The organism is Candidatus Symbiopectobacterium sp. NZEC135 (genome assembly GCF_025962695.1).
The window spans coordinates 1-1,053 of sequence record NZ_JAGFPF010000672.1; the positions used below are offsets into that span (position 1 = coordinate 1).

The 1,053-nt window shown below is 55.8% G+C and carries 1 protein-coding gene; it reads left to right on the top strand.

Features of this window, described 5'->3' with window-relative positions; all coding sequences use genetic code 11:
- On the top strand, positions 1-1,000 hold a 1,000-nt coding region (locus tag J5224_RS29640), incomplete at its 5' end, for a nucleoside recognition domain-containing protein (RefSeq protein WP_319802511.1).
- Positions 1,001-1,053 lie beyond the last annotated feature (53 nt).

Sequence of the window (1,053 nt, forward strand, 5' to 3'; positions counted from 1 at the left end):
CGTCTATGTGCTGTTTGCCACGGCATTGTTCACCAGCGGTGGGCAAAATCTGGTATTCGGACTCTATTTGGTGGGTATTTTTGCCGCTATCGCCACCGGCTTTATGCTGAAAAATACCGCGTTACAGGGCGATGCCTCTGCGTTCGTCATGGAGATCCCACCGTACCATTTACCGGGGCTGCGCAGCGTGCTGATTCGTACCTGGGATCGACTCAAGGGGTTTATTCTGCGTGCAGGCAAGCTGATTGTCGTAGTGGTAACCGTGCTCAGCTTTTTCAACTCCATGGGCACCGATGGTTCGTTTGGCAATCAGGACAGTGATAAATCGGTGCTTTCTTCCATCGGGCAGAAAATTGTTCCGGTATTCGCCCCGATGGGGATAAAAGCGGAAAACTGGCCTGCCGCTGTCGGTGTTTTCACCGGCATCTTTGCCAAAGAAGCGGTGGTGGGCACGCTGGATTCACTGTATGGCGCGATGGCTGACAGCCAGTCCGGCGAGCCGGAAGAAGACGCAGCGTTTAATCTGGGCGACAGCGTGGTTGCCGCGCTGGCTACCATTCCGGAGAATTTTGCCAAACTCGGTGGCGAGCTTCTCGATCCGCTGGGCATCAACGTTGGCGATTTGAGCGATACCGCCACCGTGGCAGAACAGAACGAATTTTCCGTCTCATCGCTGGATATCATTGTGCACCTGTTCGATGGGCGCTTAGGCGCAGTGGCCTACTTACTGATGGTTTTGCTGTATGTGCCCTGCGTCGCGGCATTGTCGGCCATCTGGCGCGAAGTGGGCACGGCATGGGCCCTGTTCTGTTTCGTGTGGACTATCGAGTTGGGCTATGGCGCAGCGGTACTGGTGTATCAGGTGGGTCGGTTTGCTAACCATCCCCTTTATTCTGCCTCTGCTATCGCGGTGGTGCTGGCCGTGTGGGCGCTTACCGTGTTTTTCCTGCGCCGCAACGGCAATTTGAGGCAGCAATCTGCGGTGGTGCGAGCAGCGTAAACCCATGGCCGTGCGGGTCAGGAGGATGAAATGACACTGATTGAACTGCGCAA